We start from the raw sequence: 4,777 nt of genomic DNA, 5'->3' as shown, positions 1-4,777 counted from the left end.
CACGTAGTCCTGCCTGAGATCGTTGGCCGGCATCGCGGCGCCCAGCCGGGCCGTTCGCACGTCCTGCCTGAAATTGCGGCCGCCGAGCCGGGCAAGCAGCGGCTTCAGGAAGAGCTGCGAGCAGACGATGCTTGCCACCGGATTGCCTGGCAGGCCGATGCAGCGGACATTGCCAAGCCGGCCGAACATCAACGGTTTGCCGGGACGCATGGCGATCTTCCAGAAGTCGAGCCGCATGCCTTCGCCGGTCAGCACGTCATGGATCAGGTCGTGATCGCCGACCGAGGCGCCGCCGAGCGTGACGATGACATCCGGGCCCGCCTGGACCGCTCTCCTGACCAGCGCGGCGATCGCCTCCTTGCGGTCGGCCGCGATGCCAAGATCGAGTGCGCGTGCGCCAACCGACTGGGCGGCGGCGGCAACGCCATAGGCATTCGACGAAATGATCTGATCGGGGCCGAGCGTGCTGCCCGGCGGCAGCAATTCATCGCCGGTGGCGATGATCGCGACCAGCGGCTGGCGGACGACATTCAAGGCAGGGTGGTTGGCAGAAGCCGCCAGCGAAAGGGCCGCCGCGTCGAGCACGCGACCATTTCCGAGCAGCACGTCGCCCTCGCCGAAGTCGAGCCCGCGGCGCCGGACATTGCGTGCTTGCGCGGTCGGCTCCGTCACCTCGATCCTGCCATTGCCGAGGTCGCGGACGTTTTCCTGGATGACGATGGTGTCGGCGCCTTCAGGCAGCGGCGCGCCGGTGAAGATGCGCACGGCCTGGCCTTTGCCGACGGTTCCGGAGAAACCGCGCCCGGCAGGCGCCATGCCTATCACTTCCAATTGCGCTGGCGCTGAAGCGACGTCGGCGGAACGCGCGGCATAACCATCCATCGCGGAGGCGTTGAAGGGCGGCTGCGTGCGCAGCGCCACAACCGGTTCCGCCAGGACCCGCCCGGCCGCGTCCGCCAGCGGCACGCTCTCGCCCGGCAAAGGTGCTGCGCCGTCGAGCAAGCGCGCGAGCGCTTCGGCGACCGGTACCAGCGCCATCAGGCATCCGCCTTGTAGTCACCGGATTTGCCGCCGGTCTTCTCGACCAGCCGGACACCGGAAATCACCATGCCGCGATCCACCGCCTTGGCCATGTCGTAGATGGTGAGGCAGGCGACCGAGGCGGCGGTTAGCGCTTCCATCTCCACGCCGGTCTTGCCGGTGACGCGGGCGAGCGCTGTCACCTTGAGGCCGGGCAGCGAATGGTCCGGCTCGATCTCGACGGCCACTTTGGTCAGAAGCAGCGGATGGCAAAGCGGGATCAATTCATGCGTCTTCTTCGCGGCCATGATGCCGGCGATACGGGCGGTGCCCAGCACATCGCCCTTCTTGGCGTCGCCGGCCAGAATCGTCTCCAGCGTTTCGGGCCGCATCGAGACAAAACCCTCGGCGATTGCCGTGCGGGTCGTCTCGGCCTTTTCGCCGACATCGACCATGTTGGCTTCGCCCTTGGCGCCGAGATGGGTGAGGGCGGGCATTCTCAAACGGCCTCGGCCGCTGCCTTGCCTGTCAGCAGAAGCTTGGTCGCGGCAGCTACGTCCGCCTGCCGCATCAGGCTCTCGCCGACGAGGAAAGTACCGATCTTGCTCTTCTCCAACCGGCGGCAATCCTGATGCGTGAAGATGCCGCTCTCGCTGACCAGCAGCCGATCCGCCGCCACCATGGCGGCCAGGCGCTCCGAAACGTCGAGGCTGGTCTGGAAGGTTCTGAGATCACGGTTGTTGATGCCGATCAGCCGCGAAGACAAAGTGAGCGCGCGCTGCATTTCATTCTCATCATGCACCTCGATCAGTGCGTCCATGCCGAGCTCGAAGGCGGTCGCTTCAAGCTCGCTGGCCAGCGCGTCGTCGACGCTCGCCATGATGATGAGGATCGCATCGGCGCCCCAGGCGCGTGCTTCGTAGACCTGATAGGGATCGAACAGAAAATCCTTGCGCAGGGCCGGCAGGCGCACCGCTGCGCGCGCGGCCGTCAGGAATTCCGGAGCGCCCTGGAAAGACGGTGCGTCGGTCAGCACCGAAAGGCACGCGGCGCCACCTTGCTGATAGGCCTGCGCCAATGACGGGGGGTCGAAATCGGCGCGGATCAACCCCTTGGAAGGGCTGGCCTTCTTGATTTCGGCGATCAGCCCGAAGCTCCCCGCTCTTCGCTTCGCCTCGAGCGCCGCCAAAAAACCGCGCGTCGCACCGGCATCCTTTGCGCGCGCCTTGATCTCGGCCAGCGGTATCTTCGCCTTCGCTGCCGCGATCTCTTCGCGCTTATAGGCTTCGATCTTGCGCAGGATGTCCGACAAGGCCTTATCCGTTCGAAATCTCGACGAGCTTGTCCAGCACCGCAAGGGCGCGACCGCTGTCGATCGCTTGCGCTGCCGCCGCGATGCCGTCGGCAAGCGTCGTCGCCTTGCCGGCCACAACCAGACCGGCGCCGGCGTTCATCAGCACCGTGTCGCGATAGGCGCCCACGGCGCCACCCAACATATCGCGCAGTTGCCTGGCGTTGTAGGCCGCGTCGCCGCCGCGTAGCTCTTCCTTGGTGTGCCGCTTCAGCCCGACGGCTTCCGGCGTCAGGGTGAAGGTGCGGATCTCACCGCCGGCAAGCTCCGCAACCTGCGTCTCGCCCGTGGTCGTGATCTCGTCATAGCCATCGCCATGGACGACCCAGGCGTGCTCGGCGCCTAGCGCCTTCAGCGTCTCGGCCACCGGCATGATCCATTCCGGCAGGAAAACGCCGACCATCTGGCGGCTGACGCCGGCGGGGTTCGACAGCGGTCCGAGCAGATTGAAGATGGTGCGCGTGCCGAGCTCGACCCGGGTCGGCCCGACATGCTTCATCGCCGGATGATGCGCCGGCGCGAACATGAAGCCGACGCCGGCCTCATGGATGCAGCGGCCGATCATTTCCGGCGAGATATCTATTCTGACGCCCAGCGCCGTCAGCACATCGGCGGAGCCGGTCAGCGAGGACAGGCCGCGATTGCCGTGCTTGGCGACGGGCACGCCGGCGGCGGCGATGACGAAGGCCGAAGCGGTCGAGATGTTAACCGAGTGCGAATTGTCGCCGCCGGTGCCGACGATGTCGATGGCGCCCTGCGGCGCCTCGACACGCAGCATCTTGGCGCGCATCGTGGCGACCGCGCCGGATATCTCGCCCACGGTCTCGCCGCGCACGCGCAGCGCCATCAGGAAGCCGCCGATCTGGCCGGGCGTCGCGTCGCCCGACATGATGATGTCGAACGCCTCGCGGGCTTCCTCGAAGGAAAGCGCGGTGCCGGTGGCGACCTTGGCTATATGTGTCTTCAGCGCGCTCATCGTGTCTGTGCTTGCGAAACGGCGTTCGGATCGATGCGAACGTCATATTGCGACTGCAGTTGCGCCACCAGCTGGTCGAGCAGGTCGTCGGACATGCCGGCGCCGAAGGATTTCTGCGCCTCGTCCGGCACCGTGCTGCCGTCGGCGCCAGCCGGCTCGAAGACCTCGGCGACCCTGAACAGGATCTGGCCGTCGCCGGTGGGCGAGGGGATCAGGCCGGTGCCGCCTTCGCCGACTCCGAACATGGCGGCGGCACCCTCCTTGCCGAAATCGGCATCGTCGGCTTCGCGCTTCAAACCGCGCTTGGTCTGTTTGTCGAGCTTGAGCTCGCCGGCGGTGACGTCGAGCGTGGTGCCGGCCTTGAGGCGCTTCTCGAGCTCCTGCGCCTTCGCGTCGAGCCGCTTGTCGGTCTCGGCTTCCGTCCAGTCGGCCACGACCTTCTTGCGGGCCTCATCCAGCGTGCGGTCGCGCGCCGGCGTGATCGACTGCACCTCGTAGAAGACGAAACCGTTGTCGGCGGTCGTCAGGCCTTCATTCTCGGTATTGGGCTCGGCCGCGAACACCGCCTTGATGAGATCGGCCGATTGCGGCAGGTCATTGACTACGCTGCCGTCCGGCCGCTGGCCGGTGCGGTCGATGGCGTCCATGGTGACGACCTTGAGCTTCAGCTTGTCGGCGGCCTGGGCAAGCGAGGCGCCCGAGGCGCGGGTATCCTCGTAACTATCATGCACGTCGAGCAGGATACGGCTTGCCTCGCCGAGCGCCAGGTCCTTGCGGATCTGAGCGGACACTTCCGAAAGCGGCTTCACGACCTGCGGCTTGATCTCCGTGACGCGCAGGAGCACGGGACCGAAGGCGCCCTGGACGACCTGGCTCACCTCGTTGGCATTGAGCGAGAAGGCCGCGTCGGCAACCGCCTTGTCGGCGATCTTATCCCTGGACAGCGTGCCGAGCAGCGTGTCGGCCTGCGTCTTGCCTTCGGCGGTGACGAGCTTGTCGAAGGTGGCGCCAGCCTTCAGCGAATCCAAAGCCGCCTTGGCCGCGTCCGGCGTCTTGAACACCAGCTGCTCGATGGTGCGCATCTCGGGCGTCGTGTAGCGCGCGATGTTCTTGTTGTAGTCTTCGCTGACCTGCTGGTCGGTCACCGCGGACGGATCCGCGATGTCCTGCGGTTCCAGCCGGACATAGGAGAAGTTGCGGTATTCCGGCGCGGCGTAGTTCTTCTTGTTGGCGTCGAAATAGGCGTTGAGGGCGCTGTCGGACGGCGCCTCGATCGGCTGCACCAGCGTTTTCGGCAGCACCAGATAGTCGATCGTGCGGTCCTCGCCGCGGTAGAGCGAGACCGCCTTGAGGAAGGTCTGCGGCACTTTCAGCCCGTCGGAGATCGCCTCGACGATTTGCTGGCGCACGGCCACCTGCGAGCGGTTCTT

Annotated in this window: 5 protein-coding genes; all 5 read right to left on the bottom strand. The window is 66.2% G+C overall.

Annotated elements, in window-relative coordinates; translation table 11 throughout:
- On the bottom strand, positions 1–1,038 hold a 1,038-nt coding region (gene glp, locus EOA28_RS25385), incomplete at its 3' end, for a gephyrin-like molybdotransferase Glp (RefSeq protein WP_148670847.1).
- Positions 1,038–1,517 carry a cyclic pyranopterin monophosphate synthase MoaC gene (gene moaC / locus EOA28_RS25380; protein WP_128315408.1) on the bottom strand — a complete coding sequence of 160 codons (480 nt, stop codon included), beginning with the start codon at positions 1,515–1,517 and terminating at the stop codon, positions 1,038–1,040. The genes moaC and glp, both read right to left, overlap by 1 nt.
- 2 nt (positions 1,518–1,519) lie before the next feature.
- On the bottom strand, positions 1,520–2,332 hold the full coding sequence (gene trpC, locus EOA28_RS25375; RefSeq protein ID WP_127250260.1) for an indole-3-glycerol phosphate synthase TrpC: 813 nt from the start codon (positions 2,330–2,332) through the stop codon (positions 1,520–1,522).
- A 4-nt stretch (positions 2,333–2,336) separates the two neighbouring features.
- Entirely contained in the window at positions 2,337–3,347 is a 1,011-nt protein-coding gene (gene trpD, locus EOA28_RS25370) for an anthranilate phosphoribosyltransferase (RefSeq protein WP_127250259.1), read from the bottom strand.
- Positions 3,344–4,777: peptidyl-prolyl cis-trans isomerase (locus tag EOA28_RS25365; RefSeq protein WP_128315407.1), on the bottom strand; the 1,434-nt coding region annotated here is incomplete at its 5' end. The genes trpD and EOA28_RS25365, both read right to left, overlap by 4 nt.

Source organism: Mesorhizobium sp. M2A.F.Ca.ET.067.02.1.1, from assembly GCF_004023285.1.
Classification (GTDB): Bacteria; Pseudomonadota; Alphaproteobacteria; order Rhizobiales; family Rhizobiaceae; genus Mesorhizobium.
Note: the sequence above shows the minus strand (reverse complement) of the source record. Positions and strands in the feature narration are given on the sequence as shown.